Genomic DNA, 25122 nt, shown 5'->3' with positions numbered 1-25122 from the left:
GTGTTTGTTGTTTTTGAATTTGTCAATCACAGAGGCGCAAAAATTATTTAAAACAAATATTGTAACTGAATTTGCGTCGGTATGTTCGACAAAATATATTCTTACGTCTAATTTAAATATTTTTCTTCTTCAAAAGTACTTCATCAATAAAAACACGACGGCTTACTGCTTCGTAACTTTCTGTTTCACCCAGTTCCACCAAATTATCACCCTGAGAAATCCTCATGGAATAGTTGGCAAGATTTCCTGTTCTTTTACAAATAGCATGCACTTTTGTAACGTATTCTGCCGTTGCCATCAAATTAGGCATAGGTCCGAACGGACGTCCCAAAAAATCCATATCTAGTCCGGCAATAACGACTCTTATTCCGCTATTGGCCAACTGATTGGCTACCTCTACAATCCCTTCGTCGAAAAACTGGGCTTCATCTATTCCGATCACATCGCAATTGGAAGCCAGCAAAAGAATTTCGTTGGGATTTTCTACAGGTGTGCTTCTTATTTTATTCTGATTATGAGAAATAACGTCCTCTTCAGAATACCGAGTATCCAGTTTTGGTTTAAAAATTTCCACATTTTGCCCCGCCATTTCTGCTCTCCTAAGCCTTCGGATCAACTCTTCGGTTTTTCCGGAAAACATTGAGCCACAAATAACTTCCATCCAACCGCTTTGTTTGGAGTGATTAATTGTATTTTCTAAAAACATTTGTTAAATTAGCCGTATATTTTTAAGATCAAAAGTAAGCAATTTTAATAAGATTCTTAATATGCAGAACATCCAAGATTTAAAGGAAAAGATTTTTTTTGAATCCAAGAATATCATTGATATTTTGGATAAAATAAATAACGTAGACGAATTGCTTTCTAAGCAGGATCTTGTGGATGAGCTTGCTAACAGAATTTCGTTTTTAAGATTGCTTGAAAAGAATATGGAGTATTTCATTACTGAAAATACCTCTCCTATTTCGGAAAAAAATGAGCTTAATAGTAATGAAATTATTGAAGAAGAAGCAATTTTCAATAACGAATTTAACGAAATAGATGAAAAAGAAACGATCTTTGCAGAAAATTCTGAGGAAGAAGAAGTTATTTTTAATAATCAGCTCAATGAAATTACTGAAAATGAGTATCACGAAAATATAGTGAGTTTTGTAGGCGAAAACCTTGAACCTCAATATACTGAAAGTGAATCTTCAAGTTCTACATATGATCAAAAAACAGCGGAAGAAGTTGTTTATAATGAACAATTGAAAGAAATAGAGGAAAACAGTCTTTCAGAATATCATGAAAGTGCGCTGGATTTTGTAGATGAAGAAAGAATTCTTGCTGAAGCAAAGCCTGATGATATAAATGATATTTCAGAAGAAATGTTTGATCAGAAAGTTACGGAGGAAGAAGCTATTTTTAATAATCAGCTGAACGAAATAGATGAAGTTGAAAATAAAAATGAAGAAGAAACAATAGATATAGTTGAGAAACAAGAGAACGCAAGAATTAATGAATCTTCTGAAATAAGGGAAACTATTCCAAGTATTTTTGATACGGAGATGTATGAAGAAGAAGCTATTTTGATTGAGGAGGATGAAGATCAGTTTTTGATTTCAAATGTTGCTATAGAGCAGGGTGAAATGATCATGGAAACTTCCAATGTGGAAGATATTCTGACAGAGATAAAGCACGATGATTCAGTAGGGGAAGAACAGAAGCAAGAGGTAATCGCTGAAGAAGACAACAGAAGAGGTAAAATAGTAGATTTTGAAACTTCTTCTCCTGAAACAGAAAAAGAGAAACTTGCATCTGATGAAAGTTTTGAAAATCTTGAAAAATATCATCAGGACAAAAAAATAAGGTTGGCCAATATCAGAGGATTGAAGGCGGTGCAAACGCTTTTTGATGATGATCATTTGGAAACACCTGAAAATCTTGAGGAAAGACCTAGAGAAATACAAAAAGAAGATACAGGAAGTCTGTTGAAAACAAATATTTCAACAGAATATATGGAGAAAGAAAAAGAGAAAGCAAAACCTGAATTTAAACTGGATTTAAATGACAGAATCGCTTTTTCAAAAATGCTATTCGGAGGAAGTCAGTCAGAAATGAATGAAGTAGTAGCAGATTTGAACCGCTTCAAAAATCTGGAAGAGGCAAAAGAATATCTGAGCGACCTTTATTATGACAGAAAATGGGATAAGGTAGATGAATACGCTCAGAGATTATGGGTATTGGTAGAAAATAAATTTTTATAATTTTGAGTGGGATTCTTTATTTTGTTCCGACACCGGTCGGAAATTTAGAAGATATGACTTTCAGAGCAGTAAACGTGCTGAAAGAAGTTGATTATATTTTATGTGAAGACACGAGAACTTCCGGAATTTTATTAAAACATTTCGAGATTTCTAAGCCTTTAAAGTCTTATCATTTGCATAATGAACATCAGGCAACCGAAAAAGTGATTACAGATCTGAAAAACGGTCAGAATATCGCAATTATTACGGATGCAGGAACTCCAGGAATTTCAGATCCTGGATATTTATTGGCAAAAGCAGGAGCAGATCATAATATTGAAATGATCTGTCTTCCGGGAGCAACGGCTTTCGTACCTGCTTTGGTGGTTTCAGGACTTCCCAATAATGAATTTTTATTTGCTGGGTTTTTGCCGCAGAAAAAAGGAAGACAAACCAAGCTTAAACAGCTTGCAGAAGAAAAAAAGACCATCGTTTTATACGAAAGTCCGCATAAGATAAACACTACTTTGGAACAAATAAAAGAGTTCTTCGGAGAAGAGACCAAAGTAAGTTTAAGCCGGGAAATTTCGAAAAAATTCGAAGAAACTAAAAGAGGGACAATCAATGAACTAATTGAGTTCTCCAAAACAAAAACTTTAAAAGGAGAAATTGTTCTTATTGTAAATAATGCTATTTAATTTTAATTGAAAACACTAGTTTTTGTATTGCTATCAACTTTTTGTACAGCGCAGAAAACTGATCAATACACTCAAATACTTCTTTCAAAAAAGCTTGGCAAAGAAGTCAAATTTTACTCCAACGGATATGGCATTGCCATCAATGCGGCATCCACAGAATATGGTATTGTAGACTCTACAGGAGTGATTACCTATACTGCTCCGGCTAAAAACGAAATATCACATCTCTATAAAGACCGATTTTTTATCAAAATAAAAGATAAAGACCCGAAGAAAGAGAAAATGGCATTGACGGATGAGAAAGGAAAGCTTTTAATCCCTTTTGATACGCATAAAATAGGTCCTTCCTGGAGTATTAAAAACAGACTTATCTTGTCCAAAGACGGAAAAGAAGGAATATATGATTACCAAGGAAAAGAAATCATTCCTTATACTGATAAAATAAAATTTGCAGGAGAGAACAGGTTTTTCGTAAAAAAAGATAATAATTGGCAGATTTATGATGCTGAAGGAAAATTAAAAAGCAACAGAGAATTTAAAGAAAACCTTCATTTTTATAAGAACAGGGTTTATATTCCCACCGGAGAAAAACAAGGTGAAATCGTCGATAATGACGGTGTTACCCTGAATGTAATCTCCAATAATAATATAGATAACATCGGAGGATATCCTTTTCTGGTTACGAAAAATCCTGCTACCAATAAATTCGGAATTGTAGATACTCAGGAAAATCGTCTTGCTGATGAAATCTATGATGAAGTGTTTTTGGGAACGCGATATATTTATTTCATTAAAAACGAAAAAATAAGCATCTTTTCAAAAGAAGCAAAGAAGATCTATTCTACGGATTTCGACTATGTAAAATCATTGTTTAATGATCTATTCAGTACCCAAAAGAGCCTTAAAAATCCTAAAATGGCGGTAATACGCATTGACGGAGAGATTGTGGTTCCGAAAGAGTATGACAATATTGAAGGAATTAAAGTTGCCGGGAATAACTTTATTTATCTGATAAAAGATAATTATCAAAGGCTTTTGGATAAAGACTTAAATGATGTTTTAGAATCTGGCTATCAGATTGAAAAAATTTTTCCTAACAGCTTAATAGTCAGAAAAGAAGGGGTGTTTTATAAGTTTTCAGTAACGGATAAAAAATATGAAGAGCTTAAAAAAGTGGCTTCGATAAAAGAAAATGGGATCTTTTATTATCCTCAAAATATGTTTCCTGCAATGGTTTGCAAGAATTATGATAATTTGTACGGAGTCGTAGATGAAAACGGGAAAGAAATTCTTCCTTTTATTTATGATAATATTAATGCTTTTCTTCCTGATAATGAAATTGTTGTGCAGAAAGAAAATAAGTATGGAGTTACCAATTATCAGAACGAACCTTTGAAAGAGGTTGTATATGACAAGTTTTCAGTAGATAAAGACGGGATAAAACTTACAAAAGATAAAGCAACCGAATATCTGTATTTTACCGATTCTGAAACGGGTAATAACCTATAATAAAGTTATTTAATCATAAAAAAGACTTAAAATTTCTATAATTTGACGAGATAAAATGTATTGAATAACAAATTATAATATCTTTGCGGTCATTTAAATTTTATCTCTATAAAATAATTACCTCTTGGTCTGCTTTAAAAAATAAGGACTGATAAGTTATAATAAAGAAATAATTGTCAATAAATATGAAACTATTAGAAGGAAAAGTAGCGCTAATTACCGGAGCTACAAGAGGAATCGGAAGAGGAATCGCTGAAATGTTTGCTCAACAGGGGGCAAAAGTTGCATTCACATACGCCGGTTCTGTAGACAAAGCGAAAGAATTAGAAGAAACTTTAAGTTCTGTAACTCAAATTAAGGGGTATCAGTCAGATGCATCAGATTTTGATGCAGCTCAAACATTAGTAGATGAAGTAATGGCTGAGTTCGGACAGATTGATATTCTGATCAACAACGCAGGTATTACCAGAGATAACTTGTTATTAAGAATGTCTAAAGACGATTGGGATACCATTATCAAAGTAAACTTAGACTCTGTTTTCAACCTTACAAAAGCGGTGATTAAGCCAATGATGAAGGCAAAATCAGGATCTATTATCAATATGACGTCTGTAGTAGGAATCAGCGGAAATGCAGGACAGGCAAACTATGCAGCTTCTAAAGCAGGAGTAATAGGATTTACTAAATCAGTTGCATTAGAATTAGGTTCAAGAAATATTCGTTGTAATGCGATTGCTCCGGGATTTATTGCTACTGAAATGACAGCTGCTTTAGATGAAAAAGCAACTCATAAGTGGAACGAAGCAATTCCTATGAAAAAGCTTGGAAAACCTGCAGATATTGCAAATGCTTGTGTTTTCTTAGGAAGTGATATGTCTACTTACATTACAGGACAAACTTTAAATGTTGACGGAGGACTGTTAACTTAATATAAAATATACCTAAAAAGACAATTTTATGTCTTTTTTTACAAAAAAATACCTCAAATGAGGTATTTTTTTGTGTTTATGATAGAGTTACCTTTGTCGTAAACTAAAGCCAAAAAAACTAATATCATGAGAATCTTTTTTATTTATTATCCGACACTCTTAGAAAGGTCTTAAATAAATTACTTTCATTTTTAAGGCTTAATTAAAAACTTGATTCTCTTGTTCCTGTACCCGGATGAAAGTTGTTCTTTTAGACAGTTCTTTTAAAGTAGATGCCCCTACATACGTACAAGTAGAACGAACCCCTCCCAAAATATCTTTTACCGTCTCAGAAACCGGACCTTTATAAGCTACTTTTACCGTTTTTCCTTCCGAAGCACGATATTCTGCAACACCACCAGAATGCTTGTCCATGGCAGTTTTAGAACTCATTCCGTAGAATAATCTGAATTTTTTTCCATTTTCTTCCACGATTTCGCCGCCACTTTCATCGTGTCCGGCAAACATTCCTCCGAGCATTACAAAATCTGCTCCGCCACCGAATGCTTTGGAAACATCTCCGGGAACTTTACAGCCTCCGTCTGCAATGATATGACCTTTTAAACCATGTGCTGCATCTGAACATTCTATAATAGCTGAAAGCTGAGGATAACCGACTCCCGTTTTTACACGGGTCGTACATACAGAACCGGGACCAATTCCTACTTTTATAATATCTGCTCCTGCCAATAGCAGCTCTTCCACCATTTCTCCGGTTACTACGTTTCCTGCCATTATGATTTTATCAGGAAAATTAGCTCTTGCTTTCTTCACAAATTCCACAAAATACTCAGAATAACCATTGGCTACATCTATGCAGAGAAACTCGATTTTTGGATGCTTTTCGAGGATCGTTTTTATTTTTTCTTCATCTGCTTTTCCGGTTCCTGTACTTAGTGCAATATATTGATAGATTTCTTCAGGCTGGCTATTCAAAAACTGAGTCCATTCTTCGGGAGTGTAGTGCTTATGAATAGCAGTAACAATCTTGTCTTTTGCCAGTTCCACCGCCATTTCAAAAGTTCCCACCGTATCCATATTGGCAGCAATAACGGGAGTTCCTTTCCATTTCTTTTTTGTATGTCTGAAGGTAAATTCTCTTTCTAAGTTAACTTCTGATCTGGATTTAAGCGTAGAACGTTTCGGACGGAACATTACGTCTTTAAAACCCAGCTTTATATCATATTCTATTCTCATAATTTGGAAAATTATTTTACTTAAAATTAGGAAAAAGATTGATTTGAAATTTGATTTAGAAAGATTTTATAAATAATTTATGAGTTAATTTTCTTTTGTCTTGAAACAAAAGAAACAAAAGTTCAAGACTTGGAAACTTCCGCTAAAAATTAATTCTGTTCTCTAAAAATTCTAAAACTCGAGCGAATTCAGTATTTGTTCTTCGATTCAAATTTTTAACGTTCACAGAATTAATTTTCTTAACGCTCCATTTTCCTAAGTCATTTTCGCGTTAAGATTTACAGAATTATCTGTGAAGATTTGTGAAAATCTGTGGGAAATAAAAGAAGAATTGACAATAGAAAAAAGTATTAAAGTTTTAATTTAAAAACAATATTTTTGAAACCATGGATTTTCCTGTTACCTTTCACATTTTCGGTAAAACAATTCTTGCGCATCCTGTGTTTGAAACACTGGGTATTTTCATCGGAATGCGGTTTTACTTCTATTTAAAGCGAAAATCAAAAGAAAAAGTATCATTCAATACTTCCGCAGCGGTGCTTATTGGTGCAACAGCAGGAGCTTTGTTGGGTTCAAAACTGATAGGAAATCTTGAAAATCCCTATAAACTCTTCGAACATTTTGATGTTAAAACATTCTGGACCAATAATACGATTGTAGGAGGGCTTGCTTTTGGTTTAATGGGTGTAGAGATGGCTAAAAAAATTGTCGGACACAAAGAAAGTACAGGTGATTTGATTGTTTTTCCTTTGATGTTGGCCATGATTATCGGAAGAATTGGTTGTTTTCTGACAGGAATTCATGAAGAAACCTACGGATTACCAACAGATTCTATTTTCGGAATGCATCTTGGAGATTCCTATTTAAGACATCCAGTTGCATTGTATGAAATTGCTTTTTTAATTGTTCTCTGGATTGTTTTAAAAAAGATTCAGAGAAAAGAAAAATATCCTTCAGGTTTTGTTTTTCAACTGTTTATGCTGAGTTATTTCACGTTCAGGTTTTTGCTGGATTTTATTAAACCGAGGTTGGAACTTATAGGAAACTTAGGAACGATTCAGCTGGTATGTATAAGTGTAATTATTTATTATATTTTTAAAATCAGAAAAACAAAAACCGTAATTTCACATTAAAATTCACAATATGAAAAGTTTAACACTACTGGAGGTTGGAAATCTGGGCGGTCTGGTTGCAATGATTATTGGTATTATCATTCTTGTGGCGCTCTTTATTTCGTTTATTATCACCACTTTTGTGAAGCTGATCTATGAATCAAAGAATGACAGAAAGTTTTCAAAAAAACAATATTGGCAGACCATGCTTATTTGTCTGCTTCTTTGTGGTTTGGTGAGTGGTGCAATTTGTGGTGGTGGACTTTAATTCAATATTATGCCGGTAAGAAACTATACGTATTACGATTATACAATCAGTCTTTGTCCTGAGTGCCTGAAAAGGGTAGGCGCAAAGATTATCATTGAAGATGAAGCGGTTTTCATGACGAAAAGATGTCCTGATCACGGTTTTTTCAAGACTAAAATTGCTTCCGATGTTCATTATTATAAAAACATCAGAAACTACAATAAAGCCTCTGAAATGCCTGTACATTTCGGAACAGATGTAGAATATGGATGTCCTTATGACTGCGGTTTGTGCGTAGATCATGAACAGCACAGCTGTCTTTCTATTGTAGAAGTGACAGATCGATGCAATCTCACCTGTCCGACCTGTTATGCGATGTCTTCGCCTCATTATGGAAGTCACAGAAGTCTGGAAGAGATTGAAGCGATGTTTGATATCATTGTGAAAAATGAAGGTGAACCGGATGTGGTACAGATCAGTGGAGGAGAACCTACGATTCATCCTGAGTTTTTCAAAATAATGGATATTGCCAAGTCAAAACCCATCAAACATTTGATGTTGAACACAAATGGGGTACGAATTGCCAACGATCCGGGTTTTGCTGAAAAACTGGCTACATATGCTCCCGAATTTGAAATTTATCTTCAGTTTGATTCTTTTAAACCTGAAGTATTACAGGATTTCAGAGGAAAAGATTTGACAGATGTAAGAATGAAAGCGTTGGAAAAATTAAATGCATTAAACCTTTCGACAACACTCGTTATTGTTCTTCAGAAAGATAAAAATATTGATGAAATAGGTAAGATCATTGAGTTTGCTTTAAAACAGAAATGCGTTCGCGGAATTACTTTTCAGCCTGTTGAAATTGCAGGAAGAAACAGAGAAGATGCTGCTCACGAAAAAATTACACTCACAGAGGTAAGACAGGAAATCCTGAACCAGTTTCCTTTGCTGAATTCAGATGATATTATTCCGGTTCCCTGTAATCCGGATGCTTTGGCAATGGGGTATATTTTAAAATTGGGAGGTGAAACGATTCCTTTAACGAGATACATCAATCCTGCTGATCTGCTGAATAATGAAACCCGAAATACTATTGTCTACGAGCAGGATACAGGATTGCAGATGCAGCTTTTAGACATTTTCAGTACAGGAATTTCCGTAGATAAAGTTCAGCCTAAAGTGAATCAGTTATTGTGTTGTCTTCCTGATGTTTCCGCTCCGAATCTGGATTATGATAATCTGTTCAGGATCATTATTATGAACTTTATGGATGCTCATGATTTTGATGTGCGCGCAGTGAAGAAATCCTGTGTTCATATTGTAAATAAAGATTTAAAATTAATTCCTTTTGAAACGATGAATCTTTTCTACAGGGATGATAAAAGTAAATATTTGGAAGAATTGAGGAAAGAGGATAAAGTTTTATTTTAAATAAAAAAGGGCATAAAATTACTTTTTTATGCCCCATAAATTTATTTTACCTCTCAGTTTAAAACCAAGTTTTTCATAAAGTTTTTTAGCACCTATATTACTTTCTGCAACATGCAGAAATGGAGTTTTATTATCTTCAAAGATTTTACCGGAAACAAAAGCTACCAATTGTTTGGCATAGCCTTTTCCAAGATAATCTGTGTTTGTAATAACGGCACTTACTTCAGTTAAATCATTCATCTGCATCCTTTCACCGGTAACTGCAACGAGCTTTCCATCTTTAAAAATTCCAAAATAACGACCCATCTCTGGTGTTCTTTTTTTGAAATAATAGGGATAAAATGCTTGAATAAATTGAAGCAATTCTTCATTATGCTCTTTCTGAAGCTGAATAATTTCTTCATTAAAATCTAATTCAATTTTATCTTCCAAGATATACTGGTCGCAGACAAGCTGAGACAATTCTGTTTTGGAATTACCAATATCAGGTTTAGTTCCGAAAATCAGAAAATCATCACATATTTTTGCATATTCTGTGATTTCATTTTCTTTTGAAATACTTGATGAACCTCCGAAAGCTGCTATTTCAGGATTATAGAATTTTGTCTCTCCAAATTGAAAGCAAAACTTTTGGTGAAATTCATTAAGTGAATAATAAACAGGATTATCTAACTTATTGTACATTAATCAAAATTCATTACCTCATTCAGCGTATTCATATATTCGTAAGCGGTTAAATCAAATTTTACCGGAACAATAGAAATATATCCGTTGGCTAAAGCCGTTTCATCTGCATCCGAAGATTCATCCATATTGTTGAAATATCCTGTTAACCAGTAATATTTTTTACCATGCGGATTAATTCTTTCATCGAAACTTTCTTCCCATTTTGCATGAGCCTGTTTACAGACTTTTACACCTTTTATTTCCTCTTTTAAAAGTTTCGGGATGTTTACATTTAAAACAATTCCTTTCGGCATTGGGTTTTCCAATGTTTTTCTGACGATATTCTGAATATATTCTTTTGCCTGTGTAAAATCAGCTTCCCAACTGAAATCCAGTAAGGAGAATCCTATTGCAGGAAGGTTTTCTACACCCGCTTCAACCGCTGCAGACATCGTTCCGGAATAGATAACATTAATTGAAGAATTGGCTCCGTGATTGATTCCTGAGACCACAATATCCGGTCTTCTTGGCAAGATCTTATCAAGTGCCATTTTTACACAGTCTACAGGAGTTCCGCTGCACGAAAAATCCTTTTGAGGACCTTCCAGCTGTACTTCTTCGTAACTAAGCGTAGAATTGATCGTGATCGCGTGACCTTTACCGCTTTGTGGAGAATTGGGTGCTACAACAACTACTTCTCCGATTTCGTTCATAAAGCTTACAAGATTTCTGATACCAGGTGCTGTAATTCCATCATCATTAGTAACCAGAATAAGTGGTCTTTCCATAAAAAAATATAATTTTAACAAAAATACTTAAAAGTATTCGATATTTGTAAATAAGGTACTAAATTTGATAGTTTGTAACAGAAATTTAATTGTTACTACTAATTAACTATTCTATTTTAAAAAAATTAATAAAAACAGACAGTTTATGTGGAAAAATTTTAAGCTGAATAAATTTTTACTCCTCATTCCATTGACAAGTCTAATGTTTTGCTTCAATTCGCCTAAAAATGATGATGAGAAAATGCAGACGATAATGGTGAGTGTAAAAAACACCCTATCTTACTTACATTACAGTCCAAAACCTATCAATGATGCTTATGCTAAAGATGTATACAAGCATTATTTTGAAATGATTGACCCGGCGAAAAGATACTTTTTGCAGTCGGATATGGATGAGTTCAGTAAGCATGAAACTAAATTAGATGATTATCTTAATCAGGGAGATTTGACGTTTTATAAACTTACGATCGACAGATTGTATCAAAGAGTAGATGAGATTGATAAGATCACTCAGGATATTTTCAGTAAACCCATCAATCTGGAAGAAGACGAAACGCTTACTCTTGAGCCAAAATTAAAGAAAGTACCTTCTAATAAGCAAGAACAGTATAATGAGTGGAAAAAATTCATCAAATACAATATCCTTCAGGAAGTTGAGTCGATGAACAGCAAAGAAGAAGCTCAGAAAGAGAAAAAAGATTCTGTTCAGAAATACAATCTGAAAGATACCATCAAATACAAGCCTCTTTCTCCGGATATGAAAATAAAGCAGGCTACAGATGAGGTAAAAGATCTTGTGAAAGAAACCTTTACGAGATTCAAAAAGAGAAAGAAAATGGACTGGTTCTCTGTATATATGAACGCTTATACAGAAGTTTTCGATCCGCATACCAACTATTATTCTCCAAAAGATAAAGAAGATTTTGATACCAACTTCACAGGAAAAGTGATCGGTATTGGAGCGATTATTCAGGAGAAAAAAGGAAATCTTTATTTAGGCGCTCTTACCATTGGAGCTCCGGCATGGAAATCTAAACAGCTTTCGGAAGGAGATAAGATCCTAAAAGTAAAATCTAAACCGAAAGAAGATGCAGTAAATGTGGTAGGAATGCTTTCTGATGAAGCGGTAAGACTGATCAGAGGTGAAAAAGGAACTCCGGTTACTTTAACGGTTCAGAAGAAAGACGGAACGACAAAGGATGTAACGATGATTCGTGAAGAAGTAGCTATTGAAGATACTTTTGCAAGAAGTATCGTAGTTAATGCTCCGAATGGGAAAAAGTATGGTTTCATCAACTTGCCAAGCTTCAACGCTGATTTTGAAAACGACAAAGGAAGAAATGCTTCTGATGATATCAAAAACGAAATTATCAAACTTAAGGAGCAAAACATCGAAGGAATTGTTTTAGACTTAAGAAATAACGGAGGAGGATCGTTAACGGAAGTAGGAGATATTATGGGACTGTTTATGAATGCAGGTCCTTATGTTCAGGTAAAAGACGGAAACGGGAAAATCCAGACGCTGAAAAACAAAAATGAAACTCCAATCTGGACAGGATCATTAGTGATCATGCAGAACGAGCTTTCTGCTTCAGCTTCAGAAATCCTTGCGGGCGTGATGCAGGATAACGGAAGAGCTTTAGTAATCGGATCTCCACAATCATTTGGAAAAGGAACTGTTCAGACCTTTGTTGACCTAAACAGATTCTTAAATACAGAAGATGATTTCGGATCTTTAAAGTTGACGATTCAAAAGTTCTATAGAATTACAGGAGAATCAACACAAAGAAAAGGAGTGGTTTCAGATATTCAGATGAAAGACTTCTTTACTTATGCAGAAATAGGAGAGCGATATGACGATTATGCTTTAGCTTGGGATAAAATTCCTGCTACGAAATTCGAAAAACTGAATTATTTCAATATTCAGGCATTGGAAAAAGCAAGCTCAGCAAGAATGGCAAAAAATTCAAACTATCAATTGTTGGTTGAATCTGCACAATGGAGAGAAAAATTGGATAAAGAAGAAACAATTACATTGAATATCAATAAGTTTAATGAACTGATGAAGCAAAGAAAAGCTCAGATAGAGAAATTCAAAGTGCTTACGAAATTCGATAACGGACTTAAATTTTCAATGTTCCCTGCAGAACTTGAAAGAGAGAAAAAAGATGAAGCCTTCAAGAAGAAATCTGAACTATGGGTGAAGAACCTTAGAAAAGATACTTACCTTCAGGAAGCGATGAACATTCTCGCAGATATGACTGCAAAACAATAAATAAAAATAACCGCTAAGAAATTAGCGGTTATTTTTTGTACTTATCGTACAGATGATTATTTAATCTCTACACATCCCACTCTTCCTCCTGCATTTCCTGTAGGCTGAGTATGGAAATCATCAGCTGCGGCATGGATGATAAGACCTTTACCAATGATGTTTTTAGACTCATCAGTACATCCAAGACACCACTTTTCAGTTTTGAAAGTAAGCGTAGCCACTCCGTCCTGATTAGCCGTCAAATTTCCGATATCTCCCATGTGGAAGTGTTCTGCTCCCCATTTACCGTGATCGTTCTTTGAAGGGTTCCAATGTCCTCCTGTAGAAGTTCCGTCAGCTGCAGAGCAGTCTCCTTTTTCATGAATGTGTACGGCGTGTATTCCCGGTGTAAGGTTTTTTACATCAAGTTTCATCACCACTTCATTTTTTTTCTGGGTAAACTTTGCAGTCCCGTCGGTCTGTGTTCCACTTTTAGGGTTTATCGTGTATGTTTTTGTAGTACAGCAAGAAGCCGCCAAAAATGCACTCCCTATCAATAATGACATTGTTTGTATTTTCATTGTAAATGATTTTGTGATAAAATTAAAAAAGATTTATCAAAGCAATCTATGATTACAGTTCTTTTTTACCATTCGGAAACGAAATTTAACAACTCGGTAAGAAAAAAACAGAACAAGAGAATTTTGATATTATTTTTGAACCGTAAATAAAAAACATGAAAACCCAAATTAAAAAAATAATTCTTCTGACAGCTTTCCTTTCATTTGTGCTGCATTTTTCCCAGATAAAAATATCAGGAAAGGTAAGCTTTAAAAATAAAGGAATTAAAGAAGTAAATGTCACCTTAAAGGATACATACGATGGGGCAACAACCGATGCAGAAGGTAATTTCTCTTTCGAAACTTCAGAAAAAGGAGATCATATTTTGAGTTTTACCCATCCAAAATACATTGAAGTAAGCAGGAATATCACGATTGGAGATCAGAATGTAGTGATGAATGCAGATCTAAAAGAGCAGATCAACGAAATAGATGCCGTTGTGGTTTCTGCAGGATCTATTGAGGCAAGTGATAAAAAAAGAGCAACGGCGCTTTTAACTCCGATAGATATTTATACCACTGCAGGAGCAGACGGACAGATTTCTTCAGCGTTAAACTATCTTCCGGGAGTGCAAAAAGTAGGAGAATCGGAAGGATTATTTATTCGCGGAGGAACAGGAACGGAGTCAAAAATTTTTATGGATGGAAGCTTGATTAATAATTATTTCTCCAATTCAATTCCGGGAATTGCAGGAAGAGATCAGTTTAATACTTCACTTTTTAAAGGAAATGTATTTTCCAGCGGAGGATATTCTGCGTTGTACGGACAGGCTCTTTCAGGGGCATTAATGCTGGAAAGTGTGGATCTTCCGGATCAGAGTTCTTATGATTTCGGAGTTTCACCGATATTTTTGAATGCCGGTTTCCAAAAGCTAGATGATAAAAAGACCTATTCTTATGGCGCAAGTGCAGGATATTCTTTATTAAGTTTAATGCAGAAAGTCTTTGATTTTAATACCGATTTTATTGATGCACCACAAGGTTTCAACGGAGATGCCAAATTCAGAATTAAAACCAAATCCGGCGGACTTTTCAAATATTACGGAATGTACAATACCAATAAAATGGGGGTAAAAACAGAAAGTCTTGAACCTGAATATGATTTTGCGCTGGTTCGCCTAAAAGGAAAAAATACCTATCACAATTTATCTTTCAAACAAAAATTCGGAAAATATCTGTTGAACGTAGGAACTTCCTATTCATTTAACAGGTCGGATCTTAATTTTTCAACAGAAACAAACAGTCTTGAATCAGAAAAAACACAGGTTTTAAATGATGGAAATTATATTAATCTCAAAGCTGTTTTGGATAGAAAAATTAATAAAATAAGTGCAATAAGAGGAGGTTTTGAGCTGAATAATGCCAGTGAACAGCTGAATTTTCAGGAGATTCAAAAAAATTATAAAGATCTGATCTCTGCTGCTTTTTTAGAAACAGATTTGGGATTCAGCAACTCGCTTTCTGCAAAAATCGGGGTAAGAGGAGAGTATTCTTCTTTTCTGGGAAAAGCCAATATAGCTCCGCGTTTTGCAATCGCTTACCGTTTGGCAAAAGACTGGACCACTTCGCTCGCTTATGGGTTATTTTATCAGAATCCGGAAAGTAAATACATCAATTCACCGTCACATCTTGATTTTCAGCAGTCACAGCATTATATTTTCCAGATTCAGAGAGCGTCAGAAGGAAGAAGCTTAAGACTGGAAGCTTTTTACAAAAAATATGACGAACTGGTTAAAGTACAGAATATCGGAGAAATCAACGGACAATATCAACCTGTGCAAACCGCTGTAAACAATGACGGATATGGTTTTGCAAAAGGATTGGAACTTTTCTGGAGAGATAAAAAGACATTCAAAAACATAGACTATTGGATAAGCTATTCTTATCTGGATTCAAAAAGAGATTTTATGAATTATCCGATGAGCCTGAAACCTAATTTTGCTTCAGAACATACTCTTTCAGTCGTAGCGAAGCGGTTTTTCCCAGAACTGAAATTTGGAACCAATCTTTCTTACAGCTATTCAAAAGGGAGACCTTATTACGATATTGCTACAAAAACAGTAAATGGAGATGAGGTTAATTTTATCAGAAATGAAGGAAGGTTAAAAGATTACAGTGCTTTAAATTTCAGCTTTAATTATCTTCCGAACCTGGGTAAAAAAGATGCAAAAGCATTTACCGTTCTTGTATTGAGTGTTTCAAATGTGTTAGGATCAAAAAATATCTATGGATATAACTTTTCCCGAAACGGAAACCAGAGTTCGGCAGTCGTGCCTCCGGTGAATACATTTGTTTTTATCGGTGCATTCATTAGCTTCGGAGTAGACAGAACACAGGATGCAATTAACAATAATCTGTAAAAAACAACTACATTTAAATAAAAAATAACCTTCAAAAAAATTTAGAAACTATGAAAAAATACATTTTAACGGCTGCTTTAAGCTGTGTTAGCTTAATCACTTTTGCTCAGGCCGGTTATGAAAAAATTATGACAGAGAAAATCGCTAAAATTGAAACCTGCAAAACGGTTGAAGACTTTCAAACACTGGCAAATGATTTTCAAAGAATTGGTGACAAAGAAAAAGGGAAATGGCTTCCCAATTACTATACTGCATTTTCTTACATTCAGAAAGGGAGAGTTTTGATGAGAGACGGAAAAATGGACAGTCTGGATGAAGTGGCAGATCAGGCACAGAAATATGTAGATGCTGCAGAAAGCACAGAAAAAAATAACTCTGAGATCCATTTGCTGCAAAAAATGGTCTTTTCTCTGAAAATGATGGTGAATCCACAACAAAGATATATGACTTACGGAATGCAGGCTGCAGAAGAGCTGAAAAAAGCGGAAAGTTTTGATGCATCCAATCCGAGAGTGGCTTTAATAAAAGCAGAAGATGTATATTTCACTCCGGAGCAATATGGCGGAAGTAAAACAAAAGGACTTGAACTTTTTAAAGCGGCTTTAGAAAAATTCAATGCATTTAAGCCCAAAACGTCTTTGGATCCTAATTGGGGAAAATCTGAAGCAGAATATTTTTTGAGTATGGGAGATAAAAAATAAGGTAATTATATACAATTTTACATTAATCCTGCTATCTTAATTATTATGACTCTGTCATTCTGAATGTAACGTAGTGAAATGAAGAATCTATGCTGTAGTGAGATTCTTCCTTCGTCAGAATGACAATGATGTAAAATTCTATATAGTCGCCAAAAATAATATGCTGGTCTTCCTTTTTTGGAAGGCCGGTCTTTATAAAAAACTGATTTTTTATCAGGCAAATTCTGGATATGAAACGTAAAAACATCATAACGTTATTTTGGGTATCATTGGCAACTTCAATGTTCTTCTTTTTTGTGTTTACAGACGAGAAAAATATTGAAAATTTTATTCATACCATTCTTATTTCCTTTATCTATTCATTTGTTTTGGGAGTAGGAAACTGGGGAATTAACGATTTTCTCAATAAAAAATTTCCATGGTCTGAAGCCACTACGAAAAGGGCATTTATCAGTGTTATTTCGATTCTGATTGCCAATATTATTCTGGTATATTTCTGTAACTATTTAAACTTTGTGGTCATTCAGAAAGCGGCTACAGTAGAAGAATACTTTTCCGGGAAATATAATTTCATCAATTGGTTTACCATCAATGTTGCTCTTTTGATCTCTGCTTTTCTCCATGCGAGAAGCTTTATGGAAGAGCTGAAAAAAACTTCAAAAAAGGAAGTGGTAGAACAAAAACTGATTGCCAAGTCTGCAAATGCGCAGTTTGAAAGTCTTAAAAATCAGTTAGATCCACATTTTTTATTCAATTCTCTAAATGTTTTAAGCTCTTTGATTGACGAAAACCCGAAACAGGCTCAGAAATTTACCGCTTCAATGTCAAAGATCTACAGATATGTTTTGGAGCAGAAAGACAAAGAATTAGTCACGGTAGAAGACGAAATCGAATTTGCAAAAACCTATTGTGATCTTTTAAAAACAAGATTTGAAGACAGTGTAGATTTTGAATTTAATATTAAAAATGAAGACCTAAAACGATTGGTCGTTCCGCTTTCATTACAGCTGCTTTTGGAAAACTGTATCAAGCACAATTTTGCCACTTCCTCAAAGCCATTAATTATAAAAGTCTTTTCTGAAAATGATACCCTTTGTATCGAAAACAATCTTCAGATAAGGGAACAGATGAAGGAAAGCGCGGGAATCGGACTGGCCAATATTGTTCAGCGGTATTCTCTGCTGACGAAACGGAATGTTTTTATCGAAAAATCTGATGATTATTTTAAAGTTAAACTTCCTATGTTATCCAGTAAGCCTAATGTAGTCAGCGTAAAAAGCGAATCTGAAGACAAAGCGTATGAAAAAGCACAGAAACGCGTAAAAGAGATTAAAAGCTTCTACGGAAACTTTTTCTCTTACATCATTGTAATCACGTTCTTGGCAATTCTTAACCTGATTACTTCACCTAAACACTTATGGTTTTACTGGCCGATGTTAGGATGGGGAATAGGGATTGCTGCGCATGCAATAAGTGTTTTCTCGATCGGCAGAACCTGGGAAGAGAAAAAAATACGGGAAATATTAGAAAAACAAGATCAACACAAAAACAGATAAAGATGACTCCTATAAACGAAAGTGATATCCGCTACAAAGAAGCAGAGAAACGGGTAAAAAAGATCAAAGGATTTTATGTCCACCTCATGGTATATTGTTTTACGAATCTTCTGGTCATTGCCCTTCAGTTTTTTGATACCGATGATAAAGAGCAATGGGGCTGGAATATGCTTCAGTTGCCTGTCTTTTGGGGAATTGGCCTTGCCGCACACGGATTAAGCGTTTTTTTACCGCCATTTGTGCTGGGAAAACGCTGGGAAGAGAAAAAGATTAAAGAACTCATGGATAAAGAAAAGTAATATGAAAGAGCTTACCATTGTATTTTATATTTCGATGGCAGTTTGGTTTCTGAGTGAGCTGTATTACAAAAGAATCTTTACCTCGGGTCAGAATGCCCAGAAGAAAGACAAATCAACCTTAAATATTTTGTGGGTGGTGATCGTTCCGTCGATTTTTTTGGCTGTTTTTATTTCTAATATGTTCAAATGTCCTATCAGTAAAAGAGATTGGATCTTTTTTCTCGGTGAAAGTTGTATTGTGATCGGAGTTCTTTTCAGATGGATTATTATCAGGTCTTTGGGTAAATATTTTACGGTAGATGTGAGCATCAGAGAAGATCATAAGATTAAAAAAGAAGGCTTTTACAAATATATGAGACACCCTTCATATACGTTTGCATTACTAACATTTGTAGGATTAGGTTTGTTCCTGAATAACTGGGTTTCATTTGCTATTGCTTTTATTCCTCCATTTCTGGCGTTCAATTACAGGATTAAAGTAGAAGAACAAGCTTTGGTTGAGCAGTTTGGAGATGAATATATTCAATACAGAAAAGAAACAAAAAGGCTGATTCCCTTTATCTATTAAAGTAAAATAAATCTAAAACAGACAATAATTAAAATCCCGATTCTCCGTTGAGTCGGGATTTTTACAATTCAGGAACCATTTTCTACGGTTCGGTAATATAAAATTGATTTGAGGGGGTTGGCTGACCTACATTTGTATCAACAAAAACAAACAGTTAAACATTTTAAAAATTATAATCATGGAAAATTTATCTTACCAAAAAGAAGTTTTAGCTTACGAAAAAGCATCAAAAAGAGTAAAAGACCTTAAAAGTTTCTACGGAAATCTTAGTTCTTACTGTCTTGTGATTCCTTTCCTGTTTATTTTAAACATTATCACTTCACCTGAACATTTATGGTTTTACTGGCCGATGTTAGGTTGGGGACTCGGACTCCTGGCTCATGCAGTAAGTACTTTCGGAATCGGAAAAGATTGGGAAGAAAAGAAAATCAAGCAATTGATGGAAGAAGAAAAAAGCAGAACAAAATCACTTTAATTAAAAAATAATAACCATTTAAAAATGAATACAATGAACTACAATCAGGCACAACAGAGAGTACACGACTTAAAAAGATTCTACAAAAATTTGTTATGGTTCGGAATCGTTGCTTTTATAATTTACTTTGATGATATTTTCGAAAAAGGAATCTTCAATATTTCACAATGGAACGGATCAGTTATTTTGACGATTTGGGGAATTATTTTAACCGTAAAAGCAGTAAAACTATTTTTATTGGATTCTCAGTGGGAAAGAAATGTGATCGAAAAAGAGATGAGAAAATCAAAAGAGCCAATTAAATTTTAAAAACGGATAATTTTTGAGTATTTTTATTTCGAAAAAGTAAACTAAAATCGGGAACTCAATGATCAAAACAGTCATTATCGAAGACGAAAAACCGGCTTCAAGGAAATTGGAAAGAATGCTTAATGAATTTCCTGAAATAGAATTGGTTGGGAAAATAGAATCCGTAGAAGAAGGAGTACAGTGGTTTTCAGAAAATGAACATCCGCAGCTGATATTTTCAGATATTGTTTTAGGAGACGGTTTATCGTTTGATATTTTTGAGAAAGTTCCTACAAAAGGCTTTATTATTTATACCACGGCTTTTGATCAGTATACCTTAAAAGCGTTCAAATTAAACAGCATTGATTATCTTCTGAAGCCTATTCTTGATGAAGATCTTGCCGGAGCAATTGAGAAATATAAATCATTTATTCCTTCAGATAACTCTGTCAATTCGCAAGAAATTAAGCAGTTAATAAAAAAAGAAAAGACAACGCTTTCCAGGATTTTAGTGAAAATAGGATACAACCTGAAAATTGTTCAGACCCACGAAATAAGCTGTTTTTTCAGTGAAAATAAAATCGTTTATCTCCAGACTCAGGAGCGGTCTTTCCCGTCAGATTTTACGTTGGATGAACTGGAAGATACTCTTGATGAGAAAAAATTCTTTCGGGTAAATCGACAGTTTATTATCAATTCCGATTACATTAAAAATATTCATACCTCTCCGAATTACAAAGTAGAACTGGAATTTCAGCCACAGGAAGAAATTACAGTCAGCCGCGATCGTGTAAAAGACTTTAAAGATTGGCTGGTAAGCTGATAAAGAATGAATAGCGTGTAAATAACTATTTGTAATCTATTCGGTTAGCTTCTGTATCTTCAAGCTGTTTTATAATTGATTTCGGGATTTCATCGCTGTCAATAGGAAAGCTTATGGAATCGGATATGAGGTTTTTTCTGTCTGCTTTCTGAATTATTTCAAACAGGTCAATATCTACTGATTAAAACTAATACTTGTTACTTATAAAATGCAACCCATGGAACTTATATTCTGGATTCTTCGACTTTTCATTGCTATCTTTTATCCTTGAAATTTAAAAATTATTTCAAAAAGAAAAACCCGAAACATCTTGTTCCGGGCTTATTATTTAGTTAACTTTTTATCTTCTGAAAGGTTTTGTCATTGCGATATTTCTGTCTTTGTGAAAATCACCTCTCTGATACTGTGCATACTGTTCTTTAGAAAGAATTCTTCTCAGTTTTAAATCATATTCTCTTGCTGTAAGTCTTTGTTTTGACAGAGCGTAGACTTCTTTTTTCTGATGAGGAGACAATCTTAATCCTCCGAAATCTTTCTGGTTTTGATGATATTCTACTTTAGTATCTCTGAAACCTTCATTTCTCTGTTGTGCGTTTGTAGTGAATGCTATAAACAATCCTGCTACTAAAACTAACTTTTTCATAATAATCAAATTTTAAAATTAATATTCTGTTTTTCTTACTTAAGAATAAACAATAGATATGCCTGAAATAGGCACAAATAAAGGCTTATAGAAGTATAAGCCTTTTTTATAGATGAATGATAAAATTTTATAGATGAATGAAAAATATTCTTTTTTTATGAAATAACTCCGCTTCCTAAAAGTTCTTCTCCATCGTACCATGCAGCGAACTGTCCTTCTGCTATGGCAGACTGTGGTTCTTCAAATTCCACATAGAGAGCATCTTCAAACTGATATAAAGTGGCTTTTTGCAGAGACTGTCTGTATCGGAATCTTGCCATTACTTCCATGGATTCGCCATTTTTTAGTTTTAAATCTTCACGAACCCAATGCAATTCAGTATGATCAACTTTCAGTGCTTTTTTATGCAAACCAGGGAAACTGTGACCTTCTCCAACGAAAATAATATTGTTTTCCATATCTCTAGAGAGGATAAAACAGCTTTCTTTATGTCCGCCGATTCCTAATCCCTTACTTTGTCCGATCGTGAAAAATTGAGCCCCTTGATGCTTTCCGATCACTTTTCCGTCAGCTTTTTTATAATTGATTTTTTGACTTAAATATTCAAGTTCTTCCTGTTTTGAAGAAAAAGCAGGAGCTTCCTGAGCAAAAAGAGGAGAATCTTTGAAAATTTCAACAATTTCACCTTCTTTCGGAACCAATTGCTGTTGTAAAAACTGAGGTAAACTCACTTTTCCGATAAAACACAATCCCTGAGAATCTTTTTTATCTGCTGTTACCAATCCGATTTCCTTAGCGATTTCTCTTACCTGAGGTTTGGTAAGCTCTCCGATCGGAAACAACGCTTTGGATAATTGATCCTGGCTCAATTGGCATAAGAAGTAAGACTGATCTTTATTATTGTCTTTTCCAGCCAAAAGATGGAAAATCTCCTTACCGTTTTCGTCAATTGTTGAATCTACTCTTGCATAATGTCCGGTTGCTACTTTATCTGCGCCCAAAGACATTGCTGTTTTCATAAAAACATCAAATTTTACCTCTCTGTTGCACAAAACATCAGGATTCGGAGTTCTTCCTTTCTGATATTCATCGAACATATAATCAACGATTCTTTCCTTGTAAAGCTCGCTCATATCGATCACCTGAAAAGGAATTCCAAGCTTTTGAGCGACCATTAAGGCATCATTACTGTCTTCAATCCACGGACATTCGTCTTCCAACGTTACCGAAGCATCATTCCAGTTTCTCATAAACAAAGCCACTACTTCATGACCTTGCTGTTGCAGCAGATATGCTGTCACACTTGAGTCTACGCCTCCGGAAAGGCCTACTACTACTTTCATTGTATTTCAATTTTACGAAACTCTTAACGGGAGTTCTTAGTTTGACGCCGCAAAAATACAACTAAAAAATTCGTAAAAAAACCATAATTTTAAACATCGACAAAAACAATATTAATATGAAAAAGTTTATTATTCCTTTATTTCTTGCAATTTCAGGTGCTGCATGTTCTCAGGTTGCTGTAGGTACTTCTTCCGGAAATGAGAACAGATGGACATTTGGCGGAGGGATTGGTGTAGGTTTTGGAAGTCAGAGTGCTTTTTATCTTCAGGCCTCTCCGAGAGTAGGATACAGATTGACCAATGATTTGGAAGCGGGAGTCGTGGGAAGTATTTCGTGGCAGACATCAGATTATTATCGTTCAACCATGTTGGGTGTTGGTCCGTTTTTGAATTATTATATTGCTCGAACTTTTTATTTAAGTGCTAATTATCAGCATTATTTTATCAATTATAAAGATAAATATTACGATTATAAAATGAATGAGGAAGAGGATGCATTATATCTTGGTGGAGGCTATATGCAAAGAATAGGCAATAATTCCTTTATGCAGATTGGTTTGATGTATAATGTGCTTTGGAAAGAAAATTCTAGTATTTTCTCAAGCGGCTTAATTCCGAATATAGGTTTTGTAGTTGGGCTTTAAATACAGCTGAAAGATTAATTTTAATCATATATCATAAAATATCCCGAAAGCAGATTTCGGGATATTTATTTAATTGCATTTGTGTTGAGGTTAATAGACCACAATCCATGTTGCGCCGCCTGCGGTAAAAAATGCACCACCAGACATATTTGAAGGAACTACATTTCCTGTTAAATCTGAAACTACGGTTGAACTTCCGCAATATTGCCCCATAAAATAATATCCTCCTGTATTAACTCCTGACTGATCCTGTATTCCGAATTTAATTCCAGCCCAAGTAGTGGCCATACTAAAGGTAGTAAGAGGTCCTGCAGAAGCTGTAAATGGAGCTGCAAAATTCGAATTTAGAATCCATCTTCCAATTTGAGGAGTGGTAGGAACGGCAGGATTAATTGCAAAAGTATAGTTGACATTCCCATCATAATTGGCATCCGTTGATACTGACGGATTATTAGTAAATCCGAGTCTTAATAAATTATTGGTGGCATCTCTTGATTCCAGATTGGGGCTGCATCCTCCTCCCGGATTTCCTAAATTAGCTTTATAAACGGTAAACTCAACATAATTGGGTGTATAGTTTTGTATATAAACAGGAGGGTATGATTGTGCAGATAAACAAAAAGATACAAAAACTGCTGCTAGTAAAATTAGTTTTTTCATGGTTTTAATTTGCTGATTTGTAATTTTGATTAATTTGCTTATTGTATTCACCATAGACTTCTACAGCCCATTTTAAAATCTTTTCTCTGTCATTTTCTGTTCTTTTTTCAATTTCAGAATAAGTGACTCCTGTACTTGCTATAAGATCTTTGGCTGCAGGAATTAGCATGTCTTTCTTATAATCACTAAGCTCAGCCGAAGTTTTTGGTCTTTCAGAAGCAGGTTCTTTTTCCATGGCTACTTTTTTGATCGCCAGATTGAATTTTTGAACGGCTTCAGGTTTAGAAATTTCCGGGAGTGCAGCAGTAGCTGCATTTTCGTTGGCACAGGATAAAAAGGTAAGTAGTGAAATACTTAACAGTAAAAATGTTTTTTTCATGATATTATTTTTTGAAATGGTGAATGATTTATTATTAATGAATGTAAAGACAATATTGATGACGAACTGATGAATAGACCTTTGATCTATAATTTCAATGTCATCCTATTTGGATTAATTAAAAAGGACATACCAATCTGCTCCACCAAATTGGAAATAGCTTCCTTGAATTACTCCTGAAAAAGAGGTGTTAGGTGCTGTTGATCCACAATTAAGACCTAAAGAATAATAGCCTCCTATATTATTTCCAAAGTGGTCCTGTACACCAAGTTTTATACCTCCCCATTGTGATCCTGTAATATAGGCTGCAGGAACTGGGTTTGACGGAAGAGTATATGGAGTAGAATAATTATTGTCATACGTCCATGAATCAATTAAAGGTGTGGATGGATAACTTGGATTAAATGAATTGGACGTATTTATGTCCGCATAATAATAAGCTTCAGCAGGAACTGTATTGGTTACCGGAGCATAAGTTAAAGTTGACATTCCTCCAGAGCTCGCGGATTGAAGATTCGGACTGCAGTTTCCCGCAACATTTGAAGGATTTAGTCTCCAAATAACGAATTGAATAACTGTATCTGTGTAATTTTGAATGTAAAGATCTTGCGCTGAAAGGCAAAACGAAGAGAAAAATGTGGCAAGTAAAATTAGTTTTTTCATGG

At 34.6% G+C, this 25122-nt stretch carries 27 protein-coding genes; 17 read left to right on the top strand and 10 right to left on the bottom strand.

The genetic code is table 11. From position 1 onward, the window contains the following. Nucleotides 1–112: 112 nt before the first annotated feature. Nucleotides 113–706, bottom strand: a complete 594-nt coding sequence (locus tag JI747_RS08105; RefSeq protein WP_225687587.1) for a thymidine kinase — start codon at nucleotides 704–706, stop codon at nucleotides 113–115. A gap of 61 nt (nucleotides 707–767) precedes the next feature. On the opposite strand from JI747_RS08105, the gene JI747_RS08100 reads away from it, so the two are divergent. The 4 genes from JI747_RS08100 to fabG all read left to right on the top strand — a co-directional run bounded on the left by JI747_RS08100 (nucleotide 768) and on the right by fabG (nucleotide 5361). Beyond that, entirely contained in the window at nucleotides 768–2246 is a 1479-nt protein-coding gene (locus tag JI747_RS08100; RefSeq protein ID WP_225687585.1) for a hypothetical protein, read from the top strand. Nucleotides 2247–2248: 2 nt separating this feature from the next. Further along, nucleotides 2249–2923 carry a 16S rRNA (cytidine(1402)-2'-O)-methyltransferase gene (rsmI, locus tag JI747_RS08095; protein WP_225687583.1) on the top strand — a complete coding sequence of 225 codons (675 nt, stop codon included), beginning with the start codon at nucleotides 2249–2251 and terminating at the stop codon, nucleotides 2921–2923. Nucleotides 2924–2929: 6 nt separating this feature from the next. Further along, on the top strand, nucleotides 2930–4432 hold the full coding sequence (locus JI747_RS08090) for a WG repeat-containing protein (RefSeq protein ID WP_225687581.1): 1503 nt from the start codon (nucleotides 2930–2932) through the stop codon (nucleotides 4430–4432). Between the two features lie 185 nt (nucleotides 4433–4617). Then, entirely contained in the window at nucleotides 4618–5361 is a 744-nt protein-coding gene (gene fabG, locus JI747_RS08085; RefSeq protein WP_225687579.1) for a 3-oxoacyl-[acyl-carrier-protein] reductase, read from the top strand. A 198-nt stretch (nucleotides 5362–5559) separates the two neighbouring features. Here the strand turns inward: fabG and JI747_RS08080 are convergent, their stop codons facing one another. Further along, a complete protein-coding gene (locus tag JI747_RS08080; RefSeq protein WP_225687577.1) occupies nucleotides 5560–6597 on the bottom strand; it encodes a GMP reductase in 1038 nt (345 codons plus the stop codon). 386 nt (nucleotides 6598–6983) lie between these two features. Between JI747_RS08080 and JI747_RS08075 the strand changes: the two genes are divergently transcribed. The 3 genes from JI747_RS08075 to JI747_RS08065 are packed head-to-tail and all read left to right on the top strand — an operon-like array spanning nucleotide 6984 to nucleotide 9390. Further along, nucleotides 6984–7730: a prolipoprotein diacylglyceryl transferase gene (locus tag JI747_RS08075; RefSeq protein ID WP_225687575.1), complete on the top strand. Its 747-nt coding sequence runs from the start codon at nucleotides 6984–6986 to the stop codon at nucleotides 7728–7730. A 10-nt stretch (nucleotides 7731–7740) separates the two neighbouring features. Continuing rightward, nucleotides 7741–7977, top strand: a complete 237-nt coding sequence (locus JI747_RS08070; RefSeq protein WP_225687573.1) for a hypothetical protein — start codon at nucleotides 7741–7743, stop codon at nucleotides 7975–7977. Between the two features lie 9 nt (nucleotides 7978–7986). Beyond that, nucleotides 7987–9390 carry a radical SAM protein gene (locus JI747_RS08065; protein ID WP_225687571.1) on the top strand — a complete coding sequence of 468 codons (1404 nt, stop codon included), beginning with the start codon at nucleotides 7987–7989 and terminating at the stop codon, nucleotides 9388–9390. A gap of 18 nt (nucleotides 9391–9408) precedes the next feature. Here JI747_RS08065 and JI747_RS08060 read toward each other — a convergent pair whose 3' ends face one another. Next, complete coding sequence (locus JI747_RS08060; RefSeq protein ID WP_225687569.1) at nucleotides 9409–10074, bottom strand: GNAT family N-acetyltransferase; 666 nt, start codon at nucleotides 10072–10074, stop codon at nucleotides 9409–9411. Continuing rightward, on the bottom strand, nucleotides 10074–10844 hold the full coding sequence (surE, locus tag JI747_RS08055) for a 5'/3'-nucleotidase SurE (RefSeq protein ID WP_225687567.1): 771 nt from the start codon (nucleotides 10842–10844) through the stop codon (nucleotides 10074–10076). The genes JI747_RS08060 and surE overlap by 1 nt, the downstream gene beginning before the upstream one ends. A gap of 145 nt (nucleotides 10845–10989) precedes the next feature. Between surE and JI747_RS08050 the strand changes: the two genes are divergently transcribed. Next, nucleotides 10990–13119: a carboxy terminal-processing peptidase gene (locus JI747_RS08050; RefSeq protein ID WP_225687565.1), complete on the top strand. Its 2130-nt coding sequence runs from the start codon at nucleotides 10990–10992 to the stop codon at nucleotides 13117–13119. Nucleotides 13120–13175: 56 nt separating this feature from the next. Here the strand turns inward: JI747_RS08050 and JI747_RS08045 are convergent, their stop codons facing one another. Then, nucleotides 13176–13679 (bottom strand): superoxide dismutase family protein, encoded by a 504-nt coding sequence (locus JI747_RS08045; protein ID WP_225687563.1) that lies wholly within the window; start codon nucleotides 13677–13679, stop codon nucleotides 13176–13178. Nucleotides 13680–13834: 155 nt separating this feature from the next. Between JI747_RS08045 and JI747_RS08040 the strand changes: the two genes are divergently transcribed. The 8 genes from JI747_RS08040 (at nucleotide 13835) to JI747_RS08005 (ending at nucleotide 20788) form a co-directional block, all read left to right on the top strand. After that, entirely contained in the window at nucleotides 13835–16078 is a 2244-nt protein-coding gene (locus JI747_RS08040) for a TonB-dependent receptor (RefSeq protein ID WP_225687562.1), read from the top strand. Nucleotides 16079–16128: 50 nt separating this feature from the next. Further along, a complete protein-coding gene (locus tag JI747_RS08035) occupies nucleotides 16129–16779 on the top strand; it encodes a hypothetical protein (RefSeq protein WP_225687561.1) in 651 nt (216 codons plus the stop codon). A gap of 230 nt (nucleotides 16780–17009) precedes the next feature. Continuing rightward, a complete protein-coding gene (locus tag JI747_RS08030; RefSeq protein ID WP_225687560.1) occupies nucleotides 17010–18335 on the top strand; it encodes a 2TM domain-containing protein in 1326 nt (441 codons plus the stop codon). 2 nt (nucleotides 18336–18337) lie between these two features. Beyond that, entirely contained in the window at nucleotides 18338–18634 is a 297-nt protein-coding gene (locus tag JI747_RS08025; protein ID WP_225687559.1) for a 2TM domain-containing protein, read from the top strand. A 1-nt stretch (nucleotide 18635) separates the two neighbouring features. Further along, entirely contained in the window at nucleotides 18636–19202 is a 567-nt protein-coding gene (locus JI747_RS08020) for a methyltransferase family protein (RefSeq protein ID WP_225687558.1), read from the top strand. 178 nt (nucleotides 19203–19380) lie between these two features. Beyond that, nucleotides 19381–19677, top strand: a complete 297-nt coding sequence (locus tag JI747_RS08015) for a 2TM domain-containing protein (protein WP_225687557.1) — start codon at nucleotides 19381–19383, stop codon at nucleotides 19675–19677. A gap of 33 nt (nucleotides 19678–19710) precedes the next feature. Then, entirely contained in the window at nucleotides 19711–19986 is a 276-nt protein-coding gene (locus JI747_RS08010; protein WP_225687556.1) for a 2TM domain-containing protein, read from the top strand. 58 nt (nucleotides 19987–20044) lie between these two features. Next, nucleotides 20045–20788, top strand: a complete 744-nt coding sequence (locus tag JI747_RS08005) for a LytR/AlgR family response regulator transcription factor (protein WP_225687554.1) — start codon at nucleotides 20045–20047, stop codon at nucleotides 20786–20788. A 340-nt stretch (nucleotides 20789–21128) separates the two neighbouring features. Here JI747_RS08005 and JI747_RS08000 read toward each other — a convergent pair whose 3' ends face one another. Both JI747_RS08000 and mnmA read right to left on the bottom strand, forming a co-directional pair. Next, complete coding sequence (locus JI747_RS08000; RefSeq protein ID WP_225687552.1) at nucleotides 21129–21431, bottom strand: hypothetical protein; 303 nt, start codon at nucleotides 21429–21431, stop codon at nucleotides 21129–21131. A gap of 155 nt (nucleotides 21432–21586) precedes the next feature. Continuing rightward, the gene (gene mnmA / locus JI747_RS07995; RefSeq protein WP_225687551.1) at nucleotides 21587–22774 is read right to left on the bottom strand and encodes a tRNA 2-thiouridine(34) synthase MnmA; all 1188 of its coding nucleotides are present in this window, start codon (nucleotides 22772–22774) and stop codon (nucleotides 21587–21589) included. Nucleotides 22775–22890: 116 nt separating this feature from the next. Here mnmA and JI747_RS07990 point away from each other — a divergent pair, with 116 nt between their 5' ends. After that, nucleotides 22891–23418: a hypothetical protein gene (locus tag JI747_RS07990; protein ID WP_225687550.1), complete on the top strand. Its 528-nt coding sequence runs from the start codon at nucleotides 22891–22893 to the stop codon at nucleotides 23416–23418. A 90-nt stretch (nucleotides 23419–23508) separates the two neighbouring features. Here the strand turns inward: JI747_RS07990 and JI747_RS07985 are convergent, their stop codons facing one another. The 3 genes from JI747_RS07985 to JI747_RS07975 all read right to left on the bottom strand — a co-directional run bounded on the left by JI747_RS07985 (nucleotide 23509) and on the right by JI747_RS07975 (nucleotide 25120). Then, nucleotides 23509–24078 (bottom strand): hypothetical protein, encoded by a 570-nt coding sequence (locus JI747_RS07985; protein WP_225687549.1) that lies wholly within the window; start codon nucleotides 24076–24078, stop codon nucleotides 23509–23511. Between the two features lie 4 nt (nucleotides 24079–24082). Then, nucleotides 24083–24457: a hypothetical protein gene (locus tag JI747_RS07980; RefSeq protein WP_225687548.1), complete on the bottom strand. Its 375-nt coding sequence runs from the start codon at nucleotides 24455–24457 to the stop codon at nucleotides 24083–24085. A gap of 114 nt (nucleotides 24458–24571) precedes the next feature. Beyond that, the gene (locus JI747_RS07975; RefSeq protein ID WP_225687547.1) at nucleotides 24572–25120 is read right to left on the bottom strand and encodes a hypothetical protein; all 549 of its coding nucleotides are present in this window, start codon (nucleotides 25118–25120) and stop codon (nucleotides 24572–24574) included. Nucleotides 25121–25122: the final 2 nt, after the last annotated feature.

Source organism: Chryseobacterium tagetis, assembly GCF_016735585.2.
Classification (GTDB): Bacteria; Bacteroidota; Bacteroidia; order Flavobacteriales; family Weeksellaceae; genus Chryseobacterium; species Chryseobacterium tagetis.
This window is presented reverse-complemented; position numbering and strand designations above follow the sequence as displayed.

Bases quoted from the DNA above. Each gene is read 5' to 3' on its own strand.
- JI747_RS08105 (WP_225687587.1), bottom strand. From the start codon at position 706: ATGTTTTTAGAAAATACAATTAATCACTCCAAACAAAGCGGTTGGATG.
- JI747_RS08100 (WP_225687585.1), top strand. From the start codon at position 768: ATGCAGAACATCCAAGATTTAAAGGAAAAGATTTTTTTTGAATCCAAG.
- fabG (WP_225687579.1), top strand. From the start codon at position 4,618: ATGAAACTATTAGAAGGAAAAGTAGCGCTAATTACCGGAGCTACAAGA.
- JI747_RS08080 (WP_225687577.1), bottom strand. From the start codon at position 6,597: ATGAGAATAGAATATGATATAAAGCTGGGTTTTAAAGACGTAATGTTC.
- JI747_RS08075 (WP_225687575.1), top strand. From the start codon at position 6,984: ATGGATTTTCCTGTTACCTTTCACATTTTCGGTAAAACAATTCTTGCG.
- JI747_RS08070 (WP_225687573.1), top strand. From the start codon at position 7,741: ATGAAAAGTTTAACACTACTGGAGGTTGGAAATCTGGGCGGTCTGGTT.
- JI747_RS08065 (WP_225687571.1), top strand. From the start codon at position 7,987: ATGCCGGTAAGAAACTATACGTATTACGATTATACAATCAGTCTTTGT.
- JI747_RS08060 (WP_225687569.1), bottom strand. From the start codon at position 10,074: ATGTACAATAAGTTAGATAATCCTGTTTATTATTCACTTAATGAATTT.
- surE (WP_225687567.1), bottom strand. From the start codon at position 10,844: ATGGAAAGACCACTTATTCTGGTTACTAATGATGATGGAATTACAGCA.
- JI747_RS08050 (WP_225687565.1), top strand. From the start codon at position 10,990: ATGTGGAAAAATTTTAAGCTGAATAAATTTTTACTCCTCATTCCATTG.
- JI747_RS08045 (WP_225687563.1), bottom strand. From the start codon at position 13,679: ATGAAAATACAAACAATGTCATTATTGATAGGGAGTGCATTTTTGGCG.
- JI747_RS08040 (WP_225687562.1), top strand. From the start codon at position 13,835: ATGAAAACCCAAATTAAAAAAATAATTCTTCTGACAGCTTTCCTTTCA.
- JI747_RS08035 (WP_225687561.1), top strand. From the start codon at position 16,129: ATGAAAAAATACATTTTAACGGCTGCTTTAAGCTGTGTTAGCTTAATC.
- JI747_RS08030 (WP_225687560.1), top strand. From the start codon at position 17,010: ATGAAACGTAAAAACATCATAACGTTATTTTGGGTATCATTGGCAACT.
- JI747_RS08025 (WP_225687559.1), top strand. From the start codon at position 18,338: ATGACTCCTATAAACGAAAGTGATATCCGCTACAAAGAAGCAGAGAAA.
- JI747_RS08020 (WP_225687558.1), top strand. From the start codon at position 18,636: ATGAAAGAGCTTACCATTGTATTTTATATTTCGATGGCAGTTTGGTTT.
- JI747_RS08015 (WP_225687557.1), top strand. From the start codon at position 19,381: ATGGAAAATTTATCTTACCAAAAAGAAGTTTTAGCTTACGAAAAAGCA.
- JI747_RS08010 (WP_225687556.1), top strand. From the start codon at position 19,711: ATGAACTACAATCAGGCACAACAGAGAGTACACGACTTAAAAAGATTC.
- JI747_RS08005 (WP_225687554.1), top strand. From the start codon at position 20,045: ATGATCAAAACAGTCATTATCGAAGACGAAAAACCGGCTTCAAGGAAA.
- JI747_RS08000 (WP_225687552.1), bottom strand. From the start codon at position 21,431: ATGAAAAAGTTAGTTTTAGTAGCAGGATTGTTTATAGCATTCACTACA.
- mnmA (WP_225687551.1), bottom strand. From the start codon at position 22,774: ATGAAAGTAGTAGTAGGCCTTTCCGGAGGCGTAGACTCAAGTGTGACA.
- JI747_RS07990 (WP_225687550.1), top strand. From the start codon at position 22,891: ATGAAAAAGTTTATTATTCCTTTATTTCTTGCAATTTCAGGTGCTGCA.
- JI747_RS07985 (WP_225687549.1), bottom strand. From the start codon at position 24,078: ATGAAAAAACTAATTTTACTAGCAGCAGTTTTTGTATCTTTTTGTTTA.
- JI747_RS07980 (WP_225687548.1), bottom strand. From the start codon at position 24,457: ATGAAAAAAACATTTTTACTGTTAAGTATTTCACTACTTACCTTTTTA.
- JI747_RS07975 (WP_225687547.1), bottom strand. From the start codon at position 25,120: ATGAAAAAACTAATTTTACTTGCCACATTTTTCTCTTCGTTTTGCCTT.